24 protein-coding genes are annotated in these 25,678 nt (G+C 43.1%); 23 read left to right on the top strand and 1 reads right to left on the bottom strand.

The window, feature by feature from the left end; translation table 11 throughout:
* The first annotated feature begins 112 nt into the window (after positions 1–112).
* Positions 113–967, top strand: a complete 855-nt coding sequence (gene pgeF / locus RZO55_RS18665; RefSeq protein WP_318065765.1) for a peptidoglycan editing factor PgeF — start codon at positions 113–115, stop codon at positions 965–967.
* Between the two features lie 62 nt (positions 968–1,029).
* Here the strand turns inward: pgeF and RZO55_RS18660 are convergent, their stop codons facing one another.
* On the bottom strand, positions 1,030–2,208 hold the full coding sequence (locus RZO55_RS18660) for a ribose-phosphate pyrophosphokinase (RefSeq protein ID WP_318065764.1): 1,179 nt from the start codon (positions 2,206–2,208) through the stop codon (positions 1,030–1,032).
* A gap of 202 nt (positions 2,209–2,410) precedes the next feature.
* Here RZO55_RS18660 and RZO55_RS18655 point away from each other — a divergent pair, with 202 nt between their 5' ends.
* The 22 genes from RZO55_RS18655 (at position 2,411) to RZO55_RS18550 (ending at position 25,643) form a co-directional block, all read left to right on the top strand.
* Entirely contained in the window at positions 2,411–3,769 is a 1,359-nt protein-coding gene (locus RZO55_RS18655; protein ID WP_318065763.1) for a DUF512 domain-containing protein, read from the top strand.
* 3 nt (positions 3,770–3,772) lie between these two features.
* Positions 3,773–5,101, top strand: coding sequence for a ribosome biogenesis GTPase Der (gene der, locus RZO55_RS18650; RefSeq protein WP_318065762.1), 1,329 nt, complete (start codon positions 3,773–3,775; stop codon positions 5,099–5,101).
* A 2-nt stretch (positions 5,102–5,103) separates the two neighbouring features.
* Entirely contained in the window at positions 5,104–5,748 is a 645-nt protein-coding gene (plsY, locus tag RZO55_RS18645; RefSeq protein WP_318065761.1) for a glycerol-3-phosphate 1-O-acyltransferase PlsY, read from the top strand.
* A 10-nt stretch (positions 5,749–5,758) separates the two neighbouring features.
* Positions 5,759–6,766 (top strand): NAD(P)H-dependent glycerol-3-phosphate dehydrogenase, encoded by a 1,008-nt coding sequence (locus RZO55_RS18640; RefSeq protein ID WP_318065760.1) that lies wholly within the window; start codon positions 5,759–5,761, stop codon positions 6,764–6,766.
* Positions 6,767–6,905: 139 nt separating this feature from the next.
* Complete coding sequence (locus RZO55_RS18635) at positions 6,906–8,132, top strand: ABC transporter substrate-binding protein (protein ID WP_318065759.1); 1,227 nt, start codon at positions 6,906–6,908, stop codon at positions 8,130–8,132.
* Positions 8,133–8,219: 87 nt separating this feature from the next.
* On the top strand, positions 8,220–9,101 hold the full coding sequence (locus tag RZO55_RS18630; protein WP_318065772.1) for a branched-chain amino acid ABC transporter permease: 882 nt from the start codon (positions 8,220–8,222) through the stop codon (positions 9,099–9,101).
* Positions 9,102–9,110: 9 nt separating this feature from the next.
* On the top strand, positions 9,111–10,187 hold the full coding sequence (locus tag RZO55_RS18625; protein WP_318065758.1) for a branched-chain amino acid ABC transporter permease: 1,077 nt from the start codon (positions 9,111–9,113) through the stop codon (positions 10,185–10,187).
* A 2-nt stretch (positions 10,188–10,189) separates the two neighbouring features.
* A complete protein-coding gene (locus tag RZO55_RS18620; protein ID WP_318065757.1) occupies positions 10,190–10,948 on the top strand; it encodes an ABC transporter ATP-binding protein in 759 nt (252 codons plus the stop codon).
* 13 nt (positions 10,949–10,961) lie between these two features.
* A complete protein-coding gene (locus RZO55_RS18615; RefSeq protein WP_318065756.1) occupies positions 10,962–11,672 on the top strand; it encodes an ABC transporter ATP-binding protein in 711 nt (236 codons plus the stop codon).
* A 166-nt stretch (positions 11,673–11,838) separates the two neighbouring features.
* Complete coding sequence (gene spoIVA, locus RZO55_RS18610; RefSeq protein WP_318065755.1) at positions 11,839–13,314, top strand: stage IV sporulation protein A; 1,476 nt, start codon at positions 11,839–11,841, stop codon at positions 13,312–13,314.
* Between the two features lie 44 nt (positions 13,315–13,358).
* Positions 13,359–14,960: an MBL fold metallo-hydrolase RNA specificity domain-containing protein gene (locus tag RZO55_RS18605; protein ID WP_318065754.1), complete on the top strand. Its 1,602-nt coding sequence runs from the start codon at positions 13,359–13,361 to the stop codon at positions 14,958–14,960.
* Positions 14,961–14,981: 21 nt separating this feature from the next.
* Positions 14,982–15,461, top strand: coding sequence for a ribonuclease HI (rnhA, locus tag RZO55_RS18600; protein ID WP_318065753.1), 480 nt, complete (start codon positions 14,982–14,984; stop codon positions 15,459–15,461).
* 125 nt (positions 15,462–15,586) lie between these two features.
* Positions 15,587–16,423 (top strand): lysozyme inhibitor LprI family protein, encoded by an 837-nt coding sequence (locus RZO55_RS18595; protein ID WP_318065752.1) that lies wholly within the window; start codon positions 15,587–15,589, stop codon positions 16,421–16,423.
* 141 nt (positions 16,424–16,564) lie between these two features.
* Positions 16,565–16,714 carry a hypothetical protein gene (locus RZO55_RS18590; protein ID WP_318065751.1) on the top strand — a complete coding sequence of 50 codons (150 nt, stop codon included), beginning with the start codon at positions 16,565–16,567 and terminating at the stop codon, positions 16,712–16,714.
* A gap of 51 nt (positions 16,715–16,765) precedes the next feature.
* Positions 16,766–19,372, top strand: coding sequence for an alanine--tRNA ligase (gene alaS / locus RZO55_RS18585; protein ID WP_318065771.1), 2,607 nt, complete (start codon positions 16,766–16,768; stop codon positions 19,370–19,372).
* A 139-nt stretch (positions 19,373–19,511) separates the two neighbouring features.
* Positions 19,512–19,688 carry a 30S ribosomal protein S21 gene (gene rpsU, locus RZO55_RS18580; protein WP_003504099.1) on the top strand — a complete coding sequence of 59 codons (177 nt, stop codon included), beginning with the start codon at positions 19,512–19,514 and terminating at the stop codon, positions 19,686–19,688.
* 131 nt (positions 19,689–19,819) lie between these two features.
* The gene (locus tag RZO55_RS18575; RefSeq protein WP_318065748.1) at positions 19,820–20,086 is read left to right on the top strand and encodes a YabP/YqfC family sporulation protein; all 267 of its coding nucleotides are present in this window, start codon (positions 19,820–19,822) and stop codon (positions 20,084–20,086) included.
* A gap of 26 nt (positions 20,087–20,112) precedes the next feature.
* Complete coding sequence (gene yqfD, locus RZO55_RS18570) at positions 20,113–21,357, top strand: sporulation protein YqfD (protein ID WP_318065747.1); 1,245 nt, start codon at positions 20,113–20,115, stop codon at positions 21,355–21,357.
* A complete protein-coding gene (locus RZO55_RS18565) occupies positions 21,344–22,342 on the top strand; it encodes a PhoH family protein (protein WP_318065746.1) in 999 nt (332 codons plus the stop codon). The genes yqfD and RZO55_RS18565 overlap by 14 nt, the downstream gene beginning before the upstream one ends.
* On the top strand, positions 22,332–22,829 hold the full coding sequence (gene ybeY, locus RZO55_RS18560) for an rRNA maturation RNase YbeY (RefSeq protein WP_318065745.1): 498 nt from the start codon (positions 22,332–22,334) through the stop codon (positions 22,827–22,829). Before RZO55_RS18565 ends, ybeY begins: the two co-directional genes overlap by 11 nt.
* Positions 22,826–23,980 (top strand): DUF3048 domain-containing protein, encoded by a 1,155-nt coding sequence (locus RZO55_RS18555; protein ID WP_318065744.1) that lies wholly within the window; start codon positions 22,826–22,828, stop codon positions 23,978–23,980. The genes ybeY and RZO55_RS18555 overlap by 4 nt, the downstream gene beginning before the upstream one ends.
* A complete protein-coding gene (locus RZO55_RS18550) occupies positions 23,967–25,643 on the top strand; it encodes a putative polysaccharide biosynthesis protein (RefSeq protein ID WP_318065743.1) in 1,677 nt (558 codons plus the stop codon). The genes RZO55_RS18555 and RZO55_RS18550 overlap by 14 nt, the downstream gene beginning before the upstream one ends.
* The last annotated feature ends 35 nt before the right edge of the window (positions 25,644–25,678 follow it).

The following is a 25,678-nucleotide window of genomic DNA, read 5'->3' as shown; positions in this document are numbered from 1 at the left end:
ATTTATACAGACACCGGCTGGGGGAGTCAGTTCCATGCAGGTTTGATGTGGTTGCCATTTTAGGTCAGCAAATCCGGCTGATTTCGGATGCATTTTAAAAGGAGGTACTGCAATGAGTGTTATATGGAATCGCAAAAATAAAGAGCAGGGTATGGATTATATTGAGACAGCTCCGGTGCCTTATTTATCCTTTCCGCTGCTTGAAAAGACAGGACTGGTAGCCCAGGGATTTTCTACAAAGCTTGGAGGAGTCAGCCAGGGTAAATTTGCAACGCTTAATTTTACATTTACCAGAGGGGACAATCCGGATCATGTATTAGAAAATTACAAAAGAATGGCTGCTGTTCTGGGAGTAGAAAAGAAACGCATGGTGCTGTCTTATCAGACGCATACGACCAATGTCCGGCTGGTAACAGAGGATGATGCAGGCAAGGGAATTGTAAAGGAAAGAGATTTTAAGGATATTGATGGGCTCATTACTAATGTTCCCGGAATCACCCTGGTTACCTTTTATGCAGACTGTGTTCCCTTATATTTTCTGGACCCGGTGCACAAAGCCATCGGACTAAGCCATTCGGGCTGGAGAGGCACAGTAAAACGAATGGGAGCAGTCACAGTCCAGAAAATGAAGGAAGCATATAATACCAAAGCAGAAGATTTAATCGCCTGCATTGGCCCCAGTATCTGTAAGGACTGTTATGAAGTCGGGGAAGAAGTGGCCCTGGAATTTAAAAAAGCCTTTGCCTGGAAAGACTGGAATAAGATTTTACAGGAGAAAGATAATGGAAAGTTTCAGTTGGATTTATGGAAAGCGAATGAGATCATACTGGCAGATGCCGGAATAAGACCGGAGAACATACAGACAACAGATATCTGTACCCACTGCAATTCCGATTATCTTTTCTCCCACCGCACCTGCGGCAATGAAAGGGGCAATCTGGCAGCATTTCTGGGATTAAAAGAATAAGGCAGAAAAAAGGTCCGGAAGAATGATTTAGATTCTTCCGGACCTTTTTATCAGGCAGGTGGTTATGCTTTGTATTTTTTCAGTAACTGCTGAATCTTGTCCGTTGAGGAAAGTGCCGTACTGATGGAGACATCATGATTTAAGGAATTTACGATTGCAGCAATATATTTGCTGATATCGGCTTCCACATACCACTCTCTGCTAAAAATTTCATTGGGGCGGTAATTTAAGTTTGTAGTCACAACTCTGTCAATGTATCCTTTGCTGTAAAAGTCGTCAAACTTTTCGAGACCATTGGTAAACAGTCCGAACGTACAGCATACAATGACCTTGTCCGCCTTGCGTTCTTTTAATTCTCTGGCGGTATCAAGCATGCTTTCCCCAGAAGAAATCATGTCGTCTACGATCAGAACCGTTTTACCTTCTACGGAAGCACCGAGAAACTCATGAGCTACGATGGGGTTGCGTCCGCCTACAATCTTGGAATAATCTCTTCTTTTGTAGAACATACCCATATCCACACTTAAGTTATTGGCAAGGTAAACGGCACGGTCCATGGCACCTTCGTCAGGGCTGATGACCATCATGTGTTCTTTGTCAATCTTCAAATCAGGAAATTGTCTTAGGACTGCTTTAGTAAACTGGTAAGTCGGCATAAAATTGTCAAAACCGTTTAATGGGATTGCATTCTGTACTCTGGGATCATGGGCATCAAAGGTAATAATATTGCTTACTCCCATATTCACCAGTTCTTCCAAAGCCATAGCACAGTCAAGGGATTCCCGCTTGGTTCTCTTGTGCTGGCGGCTTTCATATAGAAATGGCATAATCACGCTGACCCTGTGTGCTGTGGCTGTACATGCACCGAGAATACGTTTTAAATCCTGAAAGTGATCGTCTGGAGACATGTGGTTTGTATATCCGTTCACTGTATAGGATATGCTGTAATTCGTAACATCTACCATTGCGAAAACATCGGTGCCCCGGACAGATTCCTTGACGATTCCTTTTGCTTCGCCGCTTCCAAAGCGAGGACACTCGCACTTAAGAAGATAAGAGTCGATATCATAACCGCGGTAGTGAAGATCTGCCTCACGACGTTTTAACTCCTCGATATCGTTTCTGCGAAAACCGACAATATGGTCATTTACCTTTCTGGCCAGTTGCCCGCAGCTTTCCAGTGCTGCGATCTTAAGGGGCGCAACAGGTAGCTGGTCGTTAAATACATAATCATTTGCCATGACAAAGATTCCTCCATAATAAATGAACAGCCAGTCGTAAGACTGCCTGTTTTATAATCTTACATCTTTTTATACCATTGAAAGACAGAATGCGTCAATAGTCTTTCCTGTATTTCAGTGAAAAAAACAAAAAAGGCTTCCTTTACAAAGAGTAACAATCTTGTTATTATATAAAAGATAGTTGCAGAAAGGTAAAATAGAAATGAGCAAAAGAGGACATGTTATTAAAGCGGTAGACAGTGGTTCGATTGCAGAAGAACTGGAACTGGAACCAGGAGATGAAGTCCTTTCCATTGACGGACATGAACTGGAAGACATCTTTGATTATGAGTATTACGTAAACAGTGAATCCATTCTTATGGTCGTAAAGAAAAAAAACGGAGAAGAATGGGAATTAGAAATAGAGAATCAATATGAAGATTTGGGGCTTACCTTTGAAAACGGACTGATGAGTGAGTACAGGACCTGCAGGAATAACTGTATTTTCTGTTTTATCGATCAGATGCCGCCTGGAATGAGAGAAACCCTCTACTTTAAAGATGATGATTCCAGACTCTCTTTTTTACAGGGAAACTATGTCACTTTAACCAATATGAGTGAGCATGATATTGAGCGGATTATTGAGTTTAAGCTGGCTCCTATTAATATCTCTGTTCATACCACAAATCCTGAATTGAGATGTGATATGCTTCACAACCGGTTTGCCGGTGAATCTCTTAAAAAGATAGACCGTCTATACGAGGCGGGGATATCCATGAACGGGCAGATTGTCCTCTGTAAAGGTGTGAATGATAAAGAAGAACTGGAGCGGACCATCAGGGATTTATCTAAGTATCTGCCTTATATGGAAAGCGTATCAGTGGTACCTGTAGGTGTATCGAAGTACCGGAACGGCTTATATCCGTTAAGCCCTGTAACAAAAGAGGATGCCATATCGGTTCTCGAGATTGTGGAACGGTGGCAGAATACGCTTTTTAAAGAGCACGGCTGTCATTTTATCCATGCCAGTGATGAGTTTTATATTTTGGCTGAGAGATCTATGCCGGAGGAAACACGCTATGACGGTTATATTCAGCTGGAAAACGGCGTGGGAATGCTGCGTCTTTTAGATACTGAGATAGAGACGGCGTTGAAAGAAGAAGAGGGAAATGATGCCGTTGAGGAGATTTCCATTGCTACCGGAACGCTTGCGGCACCATTTATTGAGAACAATGCAAAGCTGGTTCATGATAAATTCCCGGGCCGTACTATTCACGTTTATCCAATTGTAAATCATTTTTTTGGCGAACAGATAACGGTTGCCGGTCTGATTACCGGACAGGATTTAATAGCCCAGTTAAAAGAAAAGCCTCTTGGAAAGAGACTTCTGCTTCCTGAGTGCATGTTTCGGAGCGGGGAAGAGGTATTTCTTGACGACTTGACCCGGCAGGATGTACAAAATGCTTTACAAGTACAGGTAGATATTGTAAAATCAAGCGGTCAGGATTTCGTTAACACAGTTTTAGGACACGTAAAAGAAAAGAAACCTTCTTATGACGGATATGAATTAAAGGAGATATAATATATGAGTAAACCAGTAGTTGCCATCGTAGGCCGCCCCAATGTGGGGAAGTCTACGCTGTTTAATGTTTTGGCCGGTGAAACTATTTCGATTGTTAAGGATACACCGGGAGTAACAAGAGACCGTATTTATGCTGACTGTTCCTGGCTGGATATGAATTTCACCCTGATTGATACAGGCGGAATTGAGCCGGACAGCAGCGATGTTATTCTTTCCCAGATGAGGGAACAAGCGGAGATTGCCATTGCTACCGCAGATGTCATTGTATTTATTGTAGACGTCCGCCAGGGACTGGTAGATGCCGATTCAAAAGTTGCCGACATGCTGCGCAAGTCGAAAAAACCAGTTGTTCTTGCAGTGAATAAGGTAGACAGCTTCCAGAAATTCGGCAATGATGTATATGAATTTTATAATCTGGGAATTGGAGATCCCGTTCCGGTTTCAGCAGCTTCCAGACTGGGGCTGGGTGATCTGTTAGATGAAGTTGCCAAACATTTCGGAAATTTCCAGACAGATGAGGAAGAGGATGACCGTCCAAGAATTGCAATTGTAGGAAAACCCAATGTGGGAAAATCTTCCATTATAAATCAGCTTCTGGGTGAAAACCGCGTAATTGTATCCAATATAGCAGGAACCACCAGAGATGCGGTAGATACGGAAATTGTTCATGACGGTACAGAATATGTATTTATTGATACAGCCGGACTCAGAAGAAAGAGTAAAATTAAAGAAGAACTGGAGCGATACAGCATTATCCGTACAGTCACTGCCGTAGAACGGGCCGATGTGGTAGTAGTGGTAATTGATGCGGAAGAAGGCGTAACTGAGCAGGATGCCAAGATTGCAGGAATTGCCCATGAACGGGGCAAGGGGATTATTGTGGCTGTGAATAAGTGGGATGCCATTGAAAAAAATGACAAAACCATTTATGAATACACAAAGAAGATAAAAGATACCTTATCCTTTATGTCATATGCGGAATTTATATTTATATCCGCAAAGACCGGACAGAGAATGAATAAGCTGTTTGAATTGATTGATATGGTACGTGAGAATCAGACACTTCGTGTTGCAACCGGAGTCTTGAACGAAATCATGACAGAAGCAGTTGCTCTTCAGCAGCCGCCGTCAGATAAGGGTAAGCGGCTGCGCCTTTATTATATCACTCAGGTGGCTGTGAAACCGCCTACCTTTGTTATCTTTATCAATGACAAAGAACTCACACATTTTTCTTACACAAGGTATATTGAGAATAAAATCAGGGATGCATTTGGTTTTAAGGGAACTTCCTTAAAGTTTATTTACAGAGAACGGAGCGGAAAGGAACAATAATTATGGAAAGAATCATCTGTCTTATTGCAGGATATCTTTGCGGACTGTTGCAATCTGGTTATTTTTACGGTAAAACACACCATATTGACATCAGAAACCACGGAAGCGGTAATTCAGGAACAACCAATGCACTTCGGGTCATGGGACCGAAGGCCGGAGCTATCGTTTTCTTTGGCGATTTCTTAAAGTCCCTTCTGCCCTGCCTGGCAGTCCGCCTGGTGTTTCAAAATCAGCCTGGGATGATTTATCTGCTGATTCTCTATACCGGCTTTGGTGTGATTCTTGGACATAATTATCCATTTTATCTGCAGTTTAAGGGCGGTAAGGGAATTGCCGCAACTGCAGGTCTTATTATGGCGGCAGATTTACGAATGACACTGTTATGCCTGGCATCATTTGTTCTAATCGTAGCGGTGACAAGATATGTATCCCTGGGATCACTGATTGTGGCTACTATATTCGTTGTCTGGATGGTTATATTTGGAACTATGGGAGCATATGGGCTGAACCCGAATCTTCTGCCGGAATTTTACATAGTTGCGGCTCTGATCAGCGGTCAGGCATTCTGGCGCCACCGCGCGAATATCGGCAGACTGATCCATGGGAAAGAAAACAAAATATCCTTTGGATCTGGAAAAACAAAATGAGGTGAGTTAGATGGCTAAAATTGGAATCATCGGATCAGGAAGCTGGGGTATGGCATTATCTGTACTTCTATATAATAATGGACATGAGGTGACGGTCTGGTCCGCCCTGCCGGAGGAAGTGATGGAGATGAAGGAAACTCATCGCCATCATACACTTCCGGAACTGGTACTTCCGGAAAATCTGGTCTTTACGGAAGATCTGGAAGAAACCATGACAGGGAAAGACCTTTTAGTCACTGCAGTTCCTTCTGTTTATGTCAGATCAACAGCGAAGCGGATGAAACCGTTCTGCCGTTATGGACAGGTAGTTGTCAATGTGGCAAAGGGAATTGAAGAAGCCAGTCTTATGACGTTATCTGAGATATTGGAAGAAGAGCTTCCCATGGCAGATGTTGCGGTTTTATCCGGTCCCAGTCATGCAGAGGAAGTGAGCAGAGGGCTCCCAACCACTTGTGTGGCAGGTGCTTCCTCCAGAAAGACTGCCGAATACATTCAGAGTATTTTCATGAGTGAGGCGTTCCGGGTCTATACAAGCCCAGATATGCTGGGGATTGAGCTTGGCGGATCTTTAAAGAATGTAATCGCACTGGCTGCAGGAATTGCAGACGGGCTGGGATATGGAGATAATACAAAAGCTGCTTTAGTTACCAGAGGAATTGCTGAGATATCAAGGCTGGGCACTGCTATGGGAGGCAAAATCCAGACCTTCAGCGGCCTGTCCGGGATCGGAGACTTAATTGTTACCTGCGCCAGTATGCACAGCCGCAACAGAAGAGCAGGCATACTCCTGGGTCAAGGGAAATCCATGGAAGAGGCAACGAAAGAAGTAAAGATGGTGGTGGAAGGAATTTATTCTGCCAAAGCCGCTCTTGCTTTATCACAGAAATATCAAGTTTCCATGCCCCTTGTAGAACAGGTAAATGCAGTGCTGTTTGACGGCAAGTCTGCTTCTGATGCAGTAAGGGATTTAATGCTGCGGGATAAGACAATTGAGAGTTCTGATATTCCGTGGGAATAATCCAAAAGATGACTTTATTTTTTTATTTTAGACCAAAATTAGTTGACATTTTAGAAAAGCCATTCTATTATAAAGACTATGTATACGTTACAACGTTAATGCGGCGTATATAAAATCGGTTCAAGAGGAGGAATGGATTATGAAAAAATCTATGAAAAAATTACTGAGCCTTGGTTTGGCAATTGCCATGGCAGCATCTTTAACCGCATGTGGAAGCGGCAAAGCTTCAGAGGGCACGACTGCAGCTGGAACAGATACCAAAGGGGAAGCTCAGACCACAGCCGCCGGCGGGGCCTCAGGAGAAGGTACCTTTAAGATTGGCGGAATCGGTCCCATCAGCGGAAGCACTGCAATTTACGGACAAGCTGTAAAAAATGGTGCGGAGCTGGCAGTGGAAGAGATTAACGCAAACGGCGGTATTAACGGAACAAAGATTGAATTTAATTTTCAGGATGACGAAAATGATACGGAGAAGTCAGTAAATGCTTACAATACCTTAAAAGACTGGGGTATGCAGATGCTGGTAGGAACCGTTACTTCTGCTCCATGTATAGCAGTTGGCGCAGAATCAACCAATGATAATATGTTCCAGCTCACACCATCCGGATCTGCTGTAGACTGTACCAAGTTTGAGAATCAGTTCCGTGTATGCTTCTCAGATCCGAATCAGGGTGCCGCTTCAGCGCAGTATATCGGTGAAAACAAGCTGGCTACCAAAGTGGCAGTTATTTATGACAGCTCTGATGTTTATTCTTCTGGTATCCATGACAAGTTTATATCCGAAGCAGCAAATCAGGGAATTGAAATTACAGCTGATGAAGCATTTACAGCAGACAACAACACAAACTTCTCTGTACAGCTTCAGAAAGCACAGGATTCAGGCGCTGAGCTTGTTTTCCTTCCTATTTACTATTCACAGGCAGCTTTAATTCTTGCCCAGGCAAAGCAGATGGGATATGCACCTGCATTCTTTGGCTGTGATGGTCTTGACGGAATTCTTACAGTAGAGAATTTTGATACTGCACTTGCAGAGAATTTAATGCTTTTAACACCTTTTGCAGCAGATGCCGAGGATGAGCTCACTCAGAAATTCGTAACCTCTTTTAAAGAGAAATACGGCGAGACTCCCAACCAGTTTGCAGCAGATGCTTACGATGCAGTTTATGCAGTGAAAGCAGCAGCTGAAAAATCAGGTATCACAGCAGATATGGATGCATCTGCAATCTGCGATAAATTAAAAACCGCAATGACTGAGATTTCCATCAATGGTCTGACTGGAGAAAACATGAAGTGGACTGCAGACGGAGAACCTGATAAGGCTCCTAAGGCAATTAAGATTGTAAACGGCGCATATACAGCAATGTAACATGACCCGCTGGAGGGCCGTCCAAGGGACGACCCTCTTATTTAATATAATTTTCTTTAAAAAAGACGAATGAGGTGCGTTGGTATGATGAGTTTCATATCCTATTTTATTAATGGTTTAAGCCTGGGCAGTGTATATGCAATCATTGCTCTTGGATATACCATGGTATATGGCATTGCCAAGATGCTTAATTTTGCTCATGGCGATGTTATTATGATTGGAGGATACGTGGTGTTCACAGTTGTCAGCACAATGGGCTTAGGTCCTGTTGCGGGCATTCTCCTTGCGGTTATTCTATGTACTGTACTGGGCGTGGTCATTGAGGGCGTCGCTTATCGTCCTTTACGTATGGCAAGTCCTCTGGCAGTTCTGATTACGGCAATCGGTGTGAGCTACCTGCTTCAAAACATCGCACTGCTTGTCTTTGGCTCAAATCCAAAGTCCTTTACTTCCGTGGTAACAATTCCGGCATTAAAGCTGGCAGGAGGAAAGCTTACGATCTCGGGAGAGACGATTGTTACAATTATAAGCTGTGTAATTATTATGATTGGACTGACTACATTTATTAAGAAGACAAGAGCAGGACAGGCGATGCTTGCTGTGTCAGAAGATAAAGGAGCGGCTCAGTTAATGGGAATTAACGTAGATGGCACCATTGCACTTACCTTTGCAATTGGTTCTGCACTGGCAGCGATTGCAGGAGCACTTCTTTGCTCTGCCTATCCGACTCTTACCCCATACACTGGTTCCATGCCTGGTATTAAGGCATTCGTAGCAGCTGTATTCGGCGGGATAGGTTCCATTCCAGGTGCGTTAATCGGCGGTCTGCTTCTGGGTGTTATTGAAAACCTGAGCAAGGCCTATATTTCCTCCCAGCTGTCTGATGCCATTGTTTTTGCAGTTCTCATCGTTGTACTTCTTGTAAAGCCTACCGGAATTCTCGGCAAGAAGATCAATGAGAAAGTGTAGGAGGACAAAATGGGAAAAAGTACAGCAAAAAAATTTCATATTAATAAAACGTTAAGAACAAATTTAATTACTTACAGTATTGTAATTGCAGCATTTATTATTGTACAGATATTAATCTCTGCAGGTCAGATCAGCAGTCTGATGAAGGGACTTTTAGTACCTCTTTGTATTTACAGTATTATGGCTATATCCTTAAATCTGACTGTGGGTATTCTGGGAGAATTGAGCCTTGGCCATGCTGGATTTATGTGCGTGGGAGCGTTTGCAAGTTCCGTTTTCTCTATTTCTATGTTGGAATCCATACCAAACACAGGAATTCGTTTTTTCCTTGCCATTCTTGTAGGAGCAGCCTCAGCAGCAGCAGCTGGTATTGTTGTGGGAATTCCTGTTTTAAGGCTCAGGGGAGATTATCTTGCAATCGTAACGCTTGCTTTTGGCGAGATCATTAAGAATGTTGTGAATGTTATTTATCTAGGCAAGGATTCAGCCGGCTTTCACTTCTCTATGAAGAACAGCATGGCACTTAACATGGCTAAGGATGGTACAGTGATTTTAAATGGTGCCCAGGGTATAACAGGTACACCAAAGAACTCTACCTTTGTAATTGGTGTAATATTGACCCTGATTACTCTGCTTATTGTCCTCAATCTGATTAATTCCAGATCCGGCCGTGCCATTATGTCAGTACGTGATAACAGAATTGCAGCAGAATCCATTGGTATCAATATAACTAAGTATAAACTTATGGCATTTACCATCTCTGCCTCCCTTGCAGGAGTTGCGGGTGTTTTATATTCCCATAATTTATCTTCCCTGACTGCGACACAGAAGAATTTTGGATATAACCAGTCCATTATGATTCTGGTATTCGTAGTACTTGGAGGAATCGGGAATATGAGGGGATCCATGATAGCAGCAGTCCTTCTTACGCTGCTTCCTGAGCTGTTAAGAGGTCTGAATGCCTATCGTATGCTGATTTATGCCATTATCCTGATTGTCATGATGATATTTAACTGGAGTCCAAAACTGATTGATTTCAGAAAACGTTATTTTCATAAGAACCTGGCTAAGAAGGAGAGGGTATAATCATGGCTTTACTGGAAATTAATAACCTTGGAATATCATTTGGCGGTCTTCGTGCCGTGGATAATTTCAGCATCAGCATTGAAAAAGGACAGCTTTACGGTCTGATTGGTCCCAACGGTGCGGGAAAAACCACGATTTTTAACCTTTTAACCGGAGTTTATAAACCAAATAACGGAACTGTATTGCTGGATGGAATGAATATTACAGGGAAGAAAACGGTGGACATTAACCGTGCAGGAATCGCGAGAACATTTCAGAATATCCGTCTTTTTAAAGATTTAACAGTTCTGGACAATGTAAAAACCGGTCTTCACAACAGCCATTCTTATTCTACCGTTGCCGGAATTTTACGGCTTCCCCAATATTATAAAGTTGAAAAGGTAATGGATGAGAAAGCGGTTGAGCTTTTAAAGGTCTTTGACCTGGATAAAGAAAAGGATACCCTTGCGTCCAATCTTCCTTATGGAAAACAGCGGAAACTGGAAATAGCAAGAGCACTGGCAACGGGACCGAAGCTTCTGCTTCTTGATGAGCCGGCGGCTGGTATGAACCCCAATGAGACAACTGAGCTTATGAATACCATACGTTTCGTGCGGGATAATTTTGATATGACCATTCTGTTAATAGAACACGATATGAAGCTTGTCTCCGGGATTTGTGAGCATTTGACGGTGCTGAATTTCGGTCAGGTGCTTACCCAGGGTAAAACAGCGGATGTGCTTAACGATCCGGAAGTCATCAAGGCATATCTGGGAGAATAAGGAGGCTTTCAACATGGCAATACTTGAAGTAAAAAATCTGGAAGTATACTATGGCGTCATCAAGGCGTTAAAGGATATTTCCTTTGAAGTTAAGGAAGGAGAGATTGTCGCACTGATCGGTGCCAATGGTGCCGGCAAGACAACAACTCTTCACACCATTACCGGTCTGATTAAGGCAGCATCCGGAAATATACAGTTTGACGGTCATGATATAACTAAAATCCGGGGTGATAAAATTGTTGGTATGGGAATGGCCCACGTTCCGGAAGGAAGAAGGGTTTTCGCAGCTTTAAGTGTTTATGAAAATTTAAGGCTGGGTGCCTATACAAGAAAAGACAAAAATGAGATTGAGGAAACCCTGCAGATGATTTATAAGCGTTTCCCCAGGCTATTAGAAAGAAAGAATCAGCCTGCAGGTACATTAAGCGGAGGCGAACAGCAGATGCTTGCAATGGGGCGCGCGCTCATGAGCCACCCCAAAGTAATCGTTCTTGATGAACCGTCCATGGGACTTTCTCCTATTTATGTGAATGAAATCTTTGATATTATTCAGGAAATCAACAAGACCGGAACAACGGTTCTTCTGGTGGAACAGAATGCAAAGAAGGCTTTATCCATTGCGAACCGGGCTTATGTTTTAGAAACTGGATCCATTGTATTAAGCGGTGATGCCAAAGAACTGATGAATGATGATTCTGTAAAGAAGGCATATTTAAGCGAATAGAGACAGATAAAACAGATACTGCAGCATGGCAATGCCATGGTACAGTATCTGTTTTTATTCCACGGAGAATATTTGTGCATAAACCATCCTTAACCGGATTAAAAAGAAAAGGGAATAATCTTTTCACCCCCGCATATAGTGTAACAGCACAGAAGGGGGAATCTTTATGGACAATTATAACGTATACAATGATATCAAAGCCCGGACCAACGGAGAAATCTACATTGGAGTGGTTGGCCCCGTCAGAACAGGAAAGTCCACCTTTATCAAGCGTTTTATGGAACTGATGGTACTGCCGGGCATGGAAGACGAACACCAGAAAACTCAGACAAGGGACGAACTGCCACAGAGTGCAGCCGGAAAGACCATTATGACGACGGAACCTAAATTTATTCCTAAAGAAGCCGCAACCATCCGTCTGGGAGATGAGATTGAGACCAAGGTCCGCCTCATTGACTGCGTGGGCTTTATGGTAGACGGTGCAGCTGGGCATATTGAGAATGAGGAAGAACGTCTGGTTAAAACACCCTGGTTTGATTATGAGATTCCATTTACTAAAGCTGCAGAAATCGGTACCAGAAAAGTAATTAATGATCATTCCACCATTGGGGTCGTTATTACAACAGACGGTTCTATTGGTGAACTGAAGCGCCCCAACTACATAGCTGCAGAAGAACGTACCGTGAACGAGCTTAAGAATCTTGGAAAACCATTTATCATACTCCTGAATTCTTCAAAACCATATTCAGATGAAACGGTTGCCCTGGCAAATGATATGAATCAGAAATATGGTGTTACAGTTATGCCGATTAATTGTGAGCAGCTGAAAAAAGAAGATGTGGGAATCATTCTGGAGCGGGTACTGAAAGAATTCCCTGTAACGGAAATGGATTTTTACATTCCAAAGTGGCTTGAAATTCTGCCTGCCTCTCACTGGCTGAAGGCCCAGGTGATCCAGGCGGCGAAGGATATGGTGAAAAAGGTTGCACAGATGAAGGATGTATCTGCCGGCCTGTTTAACGGAGAGACTGAAAGCATTCGGGGTGTGAAGGTTCAGAATATGAACATGGCAGACGGAAGTGTAGCCGTTGACATGGATGTAGATGACAGCTTTTATTATCAGATTTTAAGTGATTATGTAGGCATCCCCATTGAAGGGGAATATCAGCTGATGCAGACCTTAAGCGAGCTTGCAAAGATGAAGAAGGAATATGAAAAAGTCAATCAGGCCATGACCCAGGTGAGGCTGAAAGGTTACGGAGTTGTGACACCGGAACGTTCCGAGATCATGCTTGATGAGCCGGAAGTGATTAAACACGGAAATAAGTACGGTGTGAAAATGCGTGCAGAGGCTCCCTCCATCAACTTAATCAAAGCGCATATTCAGACAGAGATTGCGCCTATCGTGGGAAGTGAACAGCAGGCAGAGGATTTAATCGCTTATATCAAAGAAAATGCAAGAGAAAGTGAAGAAGGTATCTGGAATACAAATATCTTCGGAAAATCCATTGAGCAGATTGTGGAAGACGGAATTCAGACGAAAGTATCACAGCTTACGGAAGACTGCCAGATGAAGCTGCAGGACACCCTCCAAAAAATAATTAATGATAGTAATGGCGGTATGATTTGCATTATTATCTAAATTAATGGTATAATAGGAAAAACAAATACAAAAGGAGGGCTTTTATGAGATTGACGTTCATCGGCGCAGCCCACGAGGTAACCGGAAGCTGTCATTATCTGGAAGCAGCAGGCTTAAGGACTCTTGTGGACTGCGGAATGGAGCAGGGAATTGATAAATTTGAGAATGTGAGTCTGCCTGTCAGCTATGCGCAGATTAATTATGTACTTCTGACTCATGCCCATATAGACCATGCTGGTTTGCTTCCTTTTATTTATGCCAGAGGCTTCAGGGGAAAGGTGATTTCCACGAATGCAACCGCAGATCTTTGTTCAATTATGCTCAAAGACAGCGCCCACATTCAGGAATCCGAAGCAGAATGGAAAAACCGGAAAGCCAGGCGCGCAGGTCTTCCGGAAGAAGAGCCCCTCTACGGAATGAATGATGCCGTGGGTGTATTGGAACTGTTCCGGTCCTATGACTATAATGAAAAAGTGGAACTGGGAGATGGCCTCACGATTCAATTTACTGATGTGGGTCATCTTCTTGGTTCTGCCTCCATTGAAACCTGGATCAGGGAAGAAGGCTGCTCCAGGAAAATTGTTTTCTCAGGCGATATCGGCAACAAGAACAAGCCATTGATCCGTGATCCCCAATATATAAATGAAGCGGATTATGTAGTGATGGAATGTACCTATGGGGATCGTCTGCATGGAAAAATACCGGATCATGTAAGCGTTCTTGCGGACATTGTTCAAAGGACACTGGACCGGGGAGGTAACGTAGTGATTCCTGCCTTTGCAGTAGGAAGGACCCAGGAACTGCTTTATATGTTCCGCCGGATTAAGTCTGAGAACCGGATTACCGGCCATGATGGATTTGAAGTATACGTTGACAGTCCTCTGGCTGTAGAGGCGACCCAGGTTTTTAAAGACAATCTGGTAGATTGTTATGATGAGGAGACCAGGGAACTGGTTATGAAGGGGATTAACCCCATTTCTTTCCCTGGACTAAAACTTTCCGTAACAAGCGAAGAATCAAGAAACATCAATTTCAATTCAAAGCCCAAAGTAATTATTTCGGCTGCAGGAATGTGCGACGCCGGGCGTATCCGGCATCATTTAAAGCATAATCTGTGGCGCCCGGAGTGCACCATAGTCTTTACGGGCTATCAGTCCATAGGGACGCTTGGCAGAAGCCTGATCGATGGAAGCACCGATGTAAGGCTTTTTGGTGAAACCATTCAGGTGGAAGCTCATATTGAAAAAATGGATGGGATGAGTTCCCACGCCGATATGGAAGGATTGATTGCCTGGTTGAATGCATTTGAAGAAAAACCGAGGCAGGTATTTTTAGTTCATGGCGATGATCTGGTCTGCAGTTCCTTTGAACAGCTATTAAAGAAGGAATATGGGTACGAGGTTCATGCGCCTTATTCCGGTTCCATTTATGATCTTGCTCTCGGCAAATGGGTGGATGAGACCGAAGGAATCGCAGTTGTCAGGACACCGGAAACGGCTAAAAAACCTGTTGGTGTTTACGCCAGATTATTTGCAGCAGGAGAACGTCTCCTGCAGGTGATCCGCCATAATGAGGGCGGAGCCAATAAAGATCTTGCTAAATTTGCAGATCAGATTAATTCTTTGTGTGATAAATGGGACAGATGAGAATAAGGAGAACGTGAGAAATTGACAAAAGTACTTTTATTTACGGATGGAGCTGCGAGAGGAAATCCTGACGGACCGGGAGGTTACGGAGCGATCCTGCAGTTTACAGATTCCAAAGGGCAGCTCCATGAGAAATCAATGTCTGCAGGATATGTGAAGACAACAAATAACCGGATGGAGCTTATGGCAGCTATTGCAGGTCTGGAGGCTTTAACAAGACCCTGCCAGGTGGAGCTTTATTCGGATTCCAAATATCTGGTTGATGCATTTAACCAGCACTGGATTGATAATTGGGTGAAGAATGACTGGAAAAGGGGAAAGAGCGGCCCTGTAAAGAATGTGGATTTATGGGAGCGTATGCTGAGAGCCAAAGAGATTCATCAGGTGACATTTCACTGGGTAAAAGGACATGCAGGTCATCCAATGAATGAAAGGTGTGATGTCCTGGCAACCAGCGCGGCTGACGGACAGGATCTTCTTACCGATGAAGGTGTTTCCTAGAGTGGAAAGAGTATGGTTAAAACTTACATATCTCTTACAAACTCTTACTAAATCCAGAATCCTATTTTCTTTCTTTTTTATTTGTGATATGGTAATTTCATTAAATCATGTTAGGATGAAAGATCATGAATAGAAACAGAGGAATTTGGATTGTTATAGGAAGTATACTGGTCATAGGTATCTTAATGACCCTTGCTACCGTCAGCTTTGTAAAGGGAAAAGACAGCACAACGAATTCTTCCGTAGTTTCGGGATATTCCGAAGACAGCCAGCCATTAGAAGAAAAAGGAGGAAGTAATTCAGTCCCGCAGATCACTGCAGATATTATGATGCCAGAAGAGACACGGGAAAAATCAGTTCCCGATGTGACAGAGTCTCCTTTTGGTGCCGCACAGGCAGAAGACAGAAGTGACAGCGGACAGCAGGATAACCATGAACCGCAGATGAAGCGCGCACGTTTACCGGAACCGGCTAAAGACGATACGGCTCCAATGGAAGAAAGTGAATTCCAGTCACCTGACTCAGAGCCGGTAATTACCCCAATCACTCCGGATTCCAAAGCCAGAACGGCTCAGGCAGCTGTTCCCGCCGAAGGGGCGGATTATTACAGAAAGCAGTTAAAGGAGCTGGACACCCAGATTAAAAAGATGCGGGACGATTCTGCAGATTCCAACACATATTCCATGAAAGCTCTTGCGGACAAAGAACTGAAGCTTTGGAACCGGGAGCAGAATACGATATATGAAGCAGTTGCTGAAAACATGTCTGATGATTCCAGAAGACAATTAGAGACTTCTCAGCAGGTCTGGATTAAAGAAAGGGACATTAAAGCTGAGGAAGCGGCCCAAAAATACAGTGGAGGAACCATGGAAGAACTGGAATATACGGCCTCTCTGGCTGAATCTACAAGAATAAGGGCCTACCAGCTGATCGATGATAACGAGGAATTTCTTAATCCATAAAATGATTGAAAAGTACGGTTTTTTACCGTACTTTTTCTTATGCAACAAAAAAATTACAAATGAATATCTTGCTAAATAAAATCCCTTGTGATAGGATAATAAAATGAGCAATATTATAATAACTTTCGGGAGGAAAAAATTATGACTGCAGTATTTTCAAGTTTCCTGGGAACCGCTATAAAATTCCTGTTTTTCCTGCTTGTTTCATGGGGTGGAATTGTTTGCGGTAAGAAGTATAGAGATCATAAAGACGCCGCCAGTGCCGCAGCTGGTGGAAATGAGACAAAATAATAAACGGAGGACAGTAACGTGAACAACTACGGTGTGAATGAGCTAAGGAGAATGTACCTTGAATTCTTTGAGAGCAAAGGGCATTTAGCGATGAAAAGCTTCTCCCTGGTTCCACATAATGATAACAGCTTGTTATTGATCAACTCGGGTATGGCACCTCTGAAACCGTATTTTACAGGTCAGGAGATTCCTCCAAGTAAAAGGGTAACAACCTGCCAGAAGTGTATTAGAACTGGTGATATTGAGAATGTAGGCAAAACAGCCCGCCATGGCACATTTTTTGAAATGCTCGGCAATTTTTCATTTGGAGATTATTTTAAGGTTGAAGCAATTCATTGGTCATGGGAATTTTTAACTGAGGTGATCGGGCTGGATCCGGACAGACTATATCCTTCCGTTTATCAGGATGATGATGAGGCCTTCGAAATCTGGAATAAGGAAATAGGGATTGCCCCGGAGCGCATATTCCGGCTTGGCAAGGAGGACAACTTCTGGGAGCACGGAGCAGGTCCATGCGGTCCATGTTCTGAGATTTATTACGACCGTGGTGAGAAATATGGCTGTAAAAAACCAGGCTGCACCGTAGGCTGTGACTGTGACCGTTACATGGAAATATGGAATAACGTATTTACACAGTTTGAGAACGACGGTCATGGCAACTATGAAGAATTAAAACAGAAGAATATAGATACAGGTATGGGGCTGGAACGTCTTGCAGTGGTTGTACAGGACGTGGATTCCCTTTTCGATGTGGATACCATTAAGGCACTATTAAACCGTGTTGCAAAAATGGCTGATACGGAATATAAAAAAGATTCAGGGGTAGATGTATCCCTCCGTCTCATCGCCGATCATATCCGCTCCTGCACCTTTATGATTTCCGATGGAATTATGCCATCCAATGAAGGCAGAGGATACGTTTTGCGCAGGCTTTTAAGAAGAGCTGCCCGTCATGGAAGGCTGCTTGGGATTGAAGGAAAATTCCTTTCAGATTTATCCACAACCGTCATTGAACTGTCAAAGGATGGATATCCGGAGCTGGAAGAAAAGAAGGCTATGATTTTAAAGGTCCTCACTCAGGAAGAGGACAAGTTTGATAAGACCATTGATCAGGGACTTGCTATTTTAAGTGAGCTGGAAGAGGATATGGTGAAAAAGGGCAGTCGGATTCTGCCTGGCGAGGATGCATTTAAGCTGTATGATACCTACGGATTTCCTCTGGATTTAACTTTGGAAATTCTGGAAGAAAAACAGTTCGGTGTAGACGAAGAGGGCTTTAAGGCAGCCATGCAAAAACAGCGTGAGACAGCCAGAAATGCCAGAAAGACTACCAATTATATGGGTGCAGATGTTACCGTATATCAGTCCATTGATCCTGCGCTTACTACAGAATTTACCGGCTATGACATTTTAATCTGTGATACGGTAATCACTGCACTTACCAGCGAAACTGAGCTGGTTGAAGCACTGGCAGACGGAGAGACCGGAACGATTGTTACGGAAAAAACCTCCTTCTATGCAACCATGGGCGGTCAGCAGGGCGATACCGGTATCATTATCTGTGAAAACGGAGAATTTAAAGTGGAAGATACCATTCACCTTCAGGGCGGTAAGACCGGCCATGTGGGAAGAGTTGTAAAAGGTATGCTAAAGACCGGTGATCAGGTGACCTGCAAGGTTTGCGAAAAGAACCGCCAGAATACAGGTAAAAACCACAGTGCTACCCATCTTCTCCAGAAGGCGTTAAGATCTGTACTTGGAAACCATGTGGAGCAGGCAGGATCTTTCGTGGATGGAGACAGACTGCGTTTCGATTTCACCCATTTTTCAGCATTAACTCCGGAAGAGATTGCCAGGGTTGAGAATCTTGTCAATGATAAAATCAAAGAATCACTCCCGGTTCAGACAGAGATCATGTCTCTGGAAGAGGCGAAAAAGTCCGGAGCTATGGCATTATTCGGCGAGAAATATGGTGACAGTGTACGTGTGGTCCGGATGGGTGACTTTTCCACAGAGCTTTGCGGCGGTACTCATATTTCCAATACCGGAGTAATCGGATTCTTTAAGATCTTATCTGAAACCGGCATTGCCGCAGGTGTCCGCAGAATTGAGGCATTAACCGGTGACGGCTTAATGAATTATTATAAAGAGACAGAAGAAACTCTCCATGAGGCGGCAAAGATTGCAAAAACAACACCTGCTTCCCTGAATGCTAAGATAGAATCTCTTCTTGAAGAGATAAAGGCACTTCATTCAGAAAATGAGAAGTTAAAGAGTAAACTGGCCAAAGACTCTCTTGGGAATGTTATGGACCAGGTGGTGGAAATAAAAGGCACAAAAGTTCTGGCTGTAAAAGTCATGGATGTGGATATGAATGGTCTGAGAAACTTAGGCGATCAGCTGAAAGAAAAACTGAAAGAGGGAGTGATTGTAATCGCTTCTGTTCAGGATGGAAAGGTCAATTTAATGGCTGCCGTAACAGATGAAGCTCAGAAAAAAGGAGCTCATGCAGGCAACTTAATTAAAGCGATTGCTTCCCTTGTTGGAGGAGGAGGCGGCGGACGTCCAAACATGGCTCAGGCAGGAGGCAAGAATCCGGCAGGAGTAGACGCATGTTTATCAAAAGTCGCTGAAGTAGTTGAGGAACAACTGATCTAATTGGTGGAAAAATTGAAAAATAATATAATTTTTTCTTGACGTATGGCAAAATTATGCTATAATCATATCAGTGCTATAAAATACCCAAACAGTTGTATTATGCACAAGTACACAACTGGAGGGAGGTTAGGTGTGAGCTATGTCAAATGTAATCGTTAAAGACAACGAGAGCTTAGATAGCGCTTTACGCAGATTCAAAAGAAACTGTGCAAAAGCAGGTATCCAGCAGGAAATTCGTAAGAGAGAGCATTACGAAAAGCCAAGCGTAAGACGTAAGAAAAAGTCCGAAGCTGCAAGAAAACGTAAATATAACTAATTCTTAAAAGATGAATCCCTGGTCTCATTTTGCGGCCAGGGGTTTTTTCGCCTTTTTATATGCTGTAGAATTTTCCATGTATTAATTGCATATAGTAGAAAAGAAGAAATCATAGAGGGGCGAAAAAAGTTATGCTGGAGGAAACAAAAGTAAAAGCAGCTTCCGCCTTAAAGCTTCCAAAGGATGTGGTCCTTGGAGAAGTGCTTGTATCGTTTCTGGGCCGTCACAGCGTAGTAATTGAAAATTACAGAAGTATTATTCTATATACAGACTGTTTAATTAAACTCCAGGCAAAAAATTGCCGGGTTATTATTGGGGGCAGCCGTCTGATGATTGAGTATTACACCAATGAAGAAATGAAAATCAACGGTTACATTAAATCTCTGGAATTTGATTGAGCAGGGAATAATGGAGGTGTAATAACGTGCTTACATGGCTGAATCATCGTTTTTTCGGATATCTTTTTGTTGAAATGACCGGTTTTTCTCCGGAACGTTTTTTGAATATGTGCAGTGTGCATGAGATTGAAGTCTGGGAAGTCTTTCATTCCGGACATACATATCGATTTTTTATGACTGTGCCGGGATTTCGTAAAATCAAACCCCTTGTCCGTAAATCGAAGGTCAGACTTAGAATTTTAAAAAAGTTTGGACTTCCTTTTTTTTTATACCGAAACAGAAAAAGAAAATACTATGCAGCTGGATTTTTGTGTTTTCTGATGATGCTTTATGCTCTTTCCCTGTTTATATGGGATATTCAATTTGATGGGAATCAGATGTATACATATGACACTCTCCTGAAATTCTGTGAATCAGAGGAGATTCGTTATGGCATGAAAAAGTCAAAAATTAACTGTGATGTACTGGAGGAATCTTTAAGAACCCGTTTTCCGGAAATAACCTGGGTTTCGGCAAGAGTATCGGGAACCAGACTTCTGGTTAAGATAAAAGAGAATGAAGTGCTTTTCGAAATTCCGGTAAAGGATGAGACTCCCTGTGATTTAATCGCCCAAAAGGATGGAACGATCACTTCTATGATTGTCCGAAGCGGAGTTCCCATGGTAAAGGTGGGAGATGAAGTGAGCGCAGGTCAGGTTCTGGTCAGTGGGACACTTCCTGTTATTGGAGATAGTGAAGAAATTATGAATACCCATTACGTTCACTCAGACGGGGATATTACTGCCAGAACAGAGTATCACTATAATAGAAAGATTCCTCTGTTTAAAACCATTGATGTGGAAACCGGAAAAGTGAGAAGAGGGCGGTATATAAAAGCATTTCAGTTTTCTTTTCTATTCATGAGACCCAGACCGGATGGAACTGCATGGAAACAGACAATGGAAGAAAAGCAGCTTCATTTGTTTGAAAACTTTTATCTGCCAATCTATGTTGGGAAGATAACCGGGAACGAATATATTTCTTATGAACGTCCTTATACGGAAGAAGAAAAGAAAGAACTGGCAGATCAGATGAATCAAAGCTTCCAAAAAAAATTATTGGAAAAGGGGGTTCAAATTCTGGAAAATCATGTTAAAATACTAGATAATGAATCTTTGTGCCAGATTTCCATGGATTATGTGACGGAGGAGCCCTTAGGCAGACAGGAAGCGCTGAAGATGCAGACAACAGAGGAACCGGAGGAGACAAATAATTCAAATGAGCGTAATTGAAACAATCATAGACATTCCAGTTGAACACGAGAAAAATGTATGCGGACAGTTTGACAACTACTTAAAAAAAATAGAACGTACCCTGCATGTTACCATGATTGCAAGGGATGGAGCGATTAAGATCATTGGTCCGGATCAGATGGTACAGAGAGCAAAAAGTGTATTCAGCAATCTGATTGAACTTTCCAGACGGGGGAATGTAATTGCAGAGCAGAATGTGGATTATGCTTTATCACTTTCCTTTACAGAAAGTGACAGTCAGATTCTTGAGATAGACAAGGATATTATCTGCAGAACAATTAATGGAAAGCCGGTTAAGCCAAAGACACTGGGACAGAAGCAGTATGTTGACCAGATCAGGAAGAAGATGGTGGTATTCGGGATCGGCCCAGCAGGAACCGGCAAGACTTATCTTGCTATGGCGATGGCAATTCAGGCGTTTAAAAACGGGGAAGTGAACCGGATTATTCTTACAAGACCTGCAATTGAAGCGGGAGAGAAGCTGGGTTTTTTGCCCGGCGATCTGCAAAGTAAGATTGATCCATATTTGAGACCGCTCTATGATGCACTTTATCAGATTATGGGAGCTGAAAGCTACCTGCATAATGCGGAAAAAGGTCTGATTGAAGTGGCACCCCTGGCATATATGCGCGGAAGAACGCTGGACAACGCATTTATTATTCTGGATGAAGCCCAGAACACCACACCTGCCCAGATGAAGATGTTTTTAACCAGAATCGGGTTTGGTTCCAAGGTGATTGTTACCGGAGATATGACTCAGAAGGATCTTCCTTCCGGGGCGGTATCGGGACTTGATATGGCAATGAGAATCTTGAAGAAGATTGATGATATCAGCTTTTGCCAGCTGACCAGCAGTGACGTTGTCCGTCATCCGCTGGTTCAAAAAATTGTACAGGCTTATGATGAATTTGAGTCGAAGAAAAAACCCACTGATCGGAAAAGAAAGGCACATTATGACGATTAATATAGAATATGAAGCGGTAAAAAAACTGGAAATCCCCTATGAAGAGATAATAACCAGTGTGGCAGAGGAAGCGCTTGATTATGAAGACTGTCCCTATGAGGCAGAGATTAATGTGCTTCTTACCGATAATGAGGATATCCGCCAGATCAATCAGGAATACAGAAAAATAGACAGCCCGACGGATGTGCTCTCCTTCCCGATGGTTGAATATGAAACACCATCCGATTTTGATCATCTGGAAGAGGAGGAGTACGATTCCTTTAACCCGGAGACAGGAGAGCTTCTTTTGGGAGATATTGTAGTTTCCGTAGATAAGGTGGAGGAACAGGCAGAAAAATATGGTCATTCCATGGAACGGGAACTGGCCTTTTTAGTCGCTCACAGTATGCTGCATTTATGCGGCTATGATCATATGGAAGAGGAAGAGCGCCTTGTTATGGAGCGAAAGCAGGAAGAAATTTTAAGTCGGAGGGGATACGTAAGATGAAAAAAAGGGTATGGTTTGGTTTTGCTGTAGGAATGCTGTCTGCCGCCTTAATGGCTGGCTGCGGTAAAAAATACGAGGAAGTGGCTGTTACGAATCTTGAAACAGAGTCTCAGAAAGAATCATCGACAGAAGAAATCCGCATAAACAGCAGTGCAGAAGAATCAACCGGTGAGGATCAGGAATCCGGAGAATACTATACCAGTGAAGAACGTATCGAAAAAGACGGCAAAATACGCAGCTATTTAACAGGTGAGATGGTGGAGGCTTCCATCGGAAACCGGAGGCCGGCAGCTGTGATGATGAGTAATGATAAGGAGGCGCAGCCGCAGTACGGAATCAACCGTGCGGGAGTGGTATATGAAGCACCGGTAGAAGGCGGAATGAACCGTTATATGGCAATCATTGAAGATTATGATGACCTTTCAAGAATTGGTTCTGTCAGAAGCTGTCGTACATATTATACATACTTTGCCCGTGAATTTAATGCTGTCTATGCTCATTTCGGGCAAAGCACCTTTGCAAAGCCTTATTTGTCCAATTTAGATCATATCAATGGCTTAGAGGGCATTGGTACGGTGGCTTATTATCGGTCCTCTGACCGCAAATCTCCTCATAATGCCTACACCAGCGGGGAACGTTTAAACAAGTCCATAGAAAAGCTGGGATTTAAAAAGGAGTATAATCCGGATTACAAGGGGCATTATCTATTTGCCAGAACCGGACATGAGGTTACTTTAAAGGATGCGGACAGTGCTAAAGATGCTTATAAAGTTTACCCTGGCTACGTATATAACAAACCATGGTTTGAGTATCATGAGGATGACGGGCTGTATTACAGATTTCAGTACGGAAAGGCTCATAAGGGAGATGAAGGACAGATCAGAGTAAAGAATATCATTTTACAGTATTGTCCTTCTGCTCATTATGCTACCACGGATTATTTAAACATCAATGTGCACGATGATTCTTACGGAATGTATGTGACAGAGGGGCGTGCAATTCCGGTGAAATGGTCTAAGGAGGGAGAATTCGGTCCCACACATTATTACGATATGGAGAATAACGAGATCGTCCTGAACCAGGGGAAAACCTGGGTTTGTATCATATCAGCACAGGACTCTCCCAAAGTAGAAATATATGGAAAACAGTAGGACAAGCAGAAAATCAAAAAAAAGGGGGTCTTCTAACTTCCTTGTTCAGGGGATTATTCTTGCGGCTGCAGGTATTATTGTCCGCGTGATCGGAATGTTTTACCGCATCCCCCTTGCAGATATCTTAGGAGACGAAGGAAATGGATATTATAGTTCTGCCTTCTCAATTTACTCCATTTTATTGATTGTTTCTTCCTACAGCCTTCCCACTGCAGTTTCCAAGATGGTTGCTGTTAGGATGGCGAGGAGGGAATATATCAATTCCATGAAGGTACTGAAAGTATCGCTGTTTTATGGAACGGTAGTTGGAGGTCTGGGGGCCGCAGTGCTGTGGTTTGGGGCTGATATATTTGCAAATCAGTTTTTAAAGATGCCTTATACCAGCTACGCCTTAAAGACTCTGGCACCAACTGTCTGGATCATCGCTTATCTGGGGGTCTTTCGAGGTTACTTCCAGGGACTTGGGACGATGCTTCCAACGGCGGTATCCCAGATTTTCGAACAGATCATCAATGCGGTAATCAGCATTTATGCAGCTGCAATGCTGTTTCAGGAAGGGCTGCGTTCCAATGCACTTTACGGAGCAACCCAGTACTCCTATGCGTTTGGTGCAGCCGGAGGTACCATAGGAACAGGTGCAGGAGCATTTGCAGGACTTTTGTTTCTTCTGTTTCTCATGTTCAGTTATCGTCCGATTATGAAAAGACAGGCAAGAAGAGACCGTTCCGAATATTTTGAAACGTACCAGAGTCTGTCGGCAGTTTTAATCATGACTGTTCTGCCCATTGTGTTCAGCAGTGTTGCATATAATATCAGCATTGTGATTGATAACAGTATTTACGGAATCGGTATGTCTTCCATGGGAATGAGTGCCTCGGATATTGCAGCTAACTGGGGAATCTATTCTGGTAAATACCGGCTTCTTTTTAATATTCCGGTAGCAATTGCCAATTCCCTGTCCTCTGCTTTAATCCCTTCGTTGTCCCAGGCAGTGGCAGAAAGAAGCAGAACACGGATCAGCAGAAAAATATCCATGGTGATTCGGTTTTCCATGATAATAGCAATTCCAGCCACGGTTGGGCTTACAGTACTTGCAGGACCGATTTGTAATCTGCTGTTTAGCAGAAGTGATAATCTGTCTCTTATTAAGATGATGATATATGGCTCCTCGGCAGTCGTGTTTTTCTCTCTGTCAACCGTGACCAATGCAGTGCTTCAGGGGATTAACCATATGAAGACGCCTTTGAAGAATGCAATTATCTCCCTGGTGATTCATGTGGGGATACTTTGGGTTATGCTGTTTCCGCTTAAGATGGGGATATATGGAGTTTTATATTCCAATATTTTGTTTGCGTTAACCATGTGTCTGCTCAACGGCCTCTCCATCAGGAGATTTTTAAATTATCGTCAGGAGATTAAAAAGACATTCTTTCTGCCCACATTTGCAGCAGGAATCATGGGTGCCGTTTCTTATGGAGTCTATTTCCTGGTACATTTTGTCTTAAAGCATAATGCAGCAGGTGTTTTGGCAGCTGTCGCAGCAGCAGTCCTTGTCTACGGCGTTTTACTGTTAAAATTCCGGTGCGTTGATGAAACGGAGTTAAACAGCTTCCCAGGAGGCAGAAAATTGGCAGGTTTTGCAAGAAAATACCATCTTTTGTGATTAAAATGTAAGAAGAAAGCAGATACTATACTTAC

This window comes from Clostridium boliviensis, from assembly GCF_033342255.1.
Classification (GTDB): domain Bacteria; phylum Bacillota; class Clostridia; order Lachnospirales; family Lachnospiraceae; genus Lacrimispora; species Lacrimispora boliviensis.
Note: the sequence above shows the minus strand (reverse complement) of the source record. Positions and strands in the feature narration are given on the sequence as shown.

Coding starts and splice junctions, on each gene's coding strand:
- pgeF (WP_318065765.1), top strand. CDS start 113: ATGAGTGTTATATGGAATCGCAAAAATAAAGAGCAGGGTATGGATTAT.
- RZO55_RS18660 (WP_318065764.1), bottom strand. CDS start 2,208: ATGGCAAATGATTATGTATTTAACGACCAGCTACCTGTTGCGCCCCTT.
- RZO55_RS18655 (WP_318065763.1), top strand. CDS start 2,411: ATGAGCAAAAGAGGACATGTTATTAAAGCGGTAGACAGTGGTTCGATT.
- der (WP_318065762.1), top strand. CDS start 3,773: ATGAGTAAACCAGTAGTTGCCATCGTAGGCCGCCCCAATGTGGGGAAG.
- plsY (WP_318065761.1), top strand. CDS start 5,104: ATGGAAAGAATCATCTGTCTTATTGCAGGATATCTTTGCGGACTGTTG.
- RZO55_RS18640 (WP_318065760.1), top strand. CDS start 5,759: ATGGCTAAAATTGGAATCATCGGATCAGGAAGCTGGGGTATGGCATTA.
- RZO55_RS18635 (WP_318065759.1), top strand. CDS start 6,906: ATGAAAAAATCTATGAAAAAATTACTGAGCCTTGGTTTGGCAATTGCC.
- RZO55_RS18630 (WP_318065772.1), top strand. CDS start 8,220: ATGAGTTTCATATCCTATTTTATTAATGGTTTAAGCCTGGGCAGTGTA.
- RZO55_RS18625 (WP_318065758.1), top strand. CDS start 9,111: ATGGGAAAAAGTACAGCAAAAAAATTTCATATTAATAAAACGTTAAGA.
- RZO55_RS18620 (WP_318065757.1), top strand. CDS start 10,190: ATGGCTTTACTGGAAATTAATAACCTTGGAATATCATTTGGCGGTCTT.
- RZO55_RS18615 (WP_318065756.1), top strand. CDS start 10,962: ATGGCAATACTTGAAGTAAAAAATCTGGAAGTATACTATGGCGTCATC.
- spoIVA (WP_318065755.1), top strand. CDS start 11,839: ATGGACAATTATAACGTATACAATGATATCAAAGCCCGGACCAACGGA.
- RZO55_RS18605 (WP_318065754.1), top strand. CDS start 13,359: ATGAGATTGACGTTCATCGGCGCAGCCCACGAGGTAACCGGAAGCTGT.
- RZO55_RS18595 (WP_318065752.1), top strand. CDS start 15,587: ATGAATAGAAACAGAGGAATTTGGATTGTTATAGGAAGTATACTGGTC.
- RZO55_RS18590 (WP_318065751.1), top strand. CDS start 16,565: ATGACTGCAGTATTTTCAAGTTTCCTGGGAACCGCTATAAAATTCCTG.
- alaS (WP_318065771.1), top strand. CDS start 16,766: ATGTACCTTGAATTCTTTGAGAGCAAAGGGCATTTAGCGATGAAAAGC.
- rpsU (WP_003504099.1), top strand. CDS start 19,512: ATGTCAAATGTAATCGTTAAAGACAACGAGAGCTTAGATAGCGCTTTA.
- RZO55_RS18575 (WP_318065748.1), top strand. CDS start 19,820: ATGCTGGAGGAAACAAAAGTAAAAGCAGCTTCCGCCTTAAAGCTTCCA.
- RZO55_RS18565 (WP_318065746.1), top strand. CDS start 21,344: ATGAGCGTAATTGAAACAATCATAGACATTCCAGTTGAACACGAGAAA.
- ybeY (WP_318065745.1), top strand. CDS start 22,332: ATGACGATTAATATAGAATATGAAGCGGTAAAAAAACTGGAAATCCCC.
- RZO55_RS18555 (WP_318065744.1), top strand. CDS start 22,826: ATGAAAAAAAGGGTATGGTTTGGTTTTGCTGTAGGAATGCTGTCTGCC.
- RZO55_RS18550 (WP_318065743.1), top strand. CDS start 23,967: ATGGAAAACAGTAGGACAAGCAGAAAATCAAAAAAAAGGGGGTCTTCT.